The sequence below is a fragment of the Treponema sp. R6D11 genome (assembly GCF_054786075.1).
The window spans coordinates 1-355 of sequence record NZ_BDHD01001224.1 but is presented as its reverse complement, the minus strand read 5'-3'; the positions used below and the strand labels follow the sequence as shown (position 1 = coordinate 355).

Below are 355 nucleotides of genomic sequence, written 5' to 3'. Positions count from 1 at the left end.
CCATGGCGCCGTTTATATCTTCCGCGAAAAGCGAATAGCCGGGGGCGGTCGTCCATAACGGGACAAAATCCTTTATGCTTTCGAAAAACTTATCGCCGTCATCTTTAACGTCGCTTCTCCAGAAAAAAACCTGTTTTTTAAAGGAACGCCCCATTCTGAAGTTGTATGAGGTCTTTTCCAACTTAACGGGAACGTCCAAAAACGCCGAATGTTCAAAGTTTGTTACGTTATTTGTCATTGTGGAGTTTGTGTTTCCTTCCAACGTTAATACGGCTCCAACCGGCCTAGTATCTTCCGTAAGGATTATTTTCGCGTTTGTTTTTCTGTTTTTCGCGTCTTTTCCACTGTCGGGAAC

Annotated in this window: 1 protein-coding gene; it reads right to left on the bottom strand. The window is 43.9% G+C overall.

What is annotated here, in order from left to right; translation table 11 throughout:
* Positions 1 to 355 (bottom strand): hypothetical protein (locus ACYVTD_RS18200; protein WP_461249009.1); only part of this gene is annotated, 355 nt, incomplete at both ends.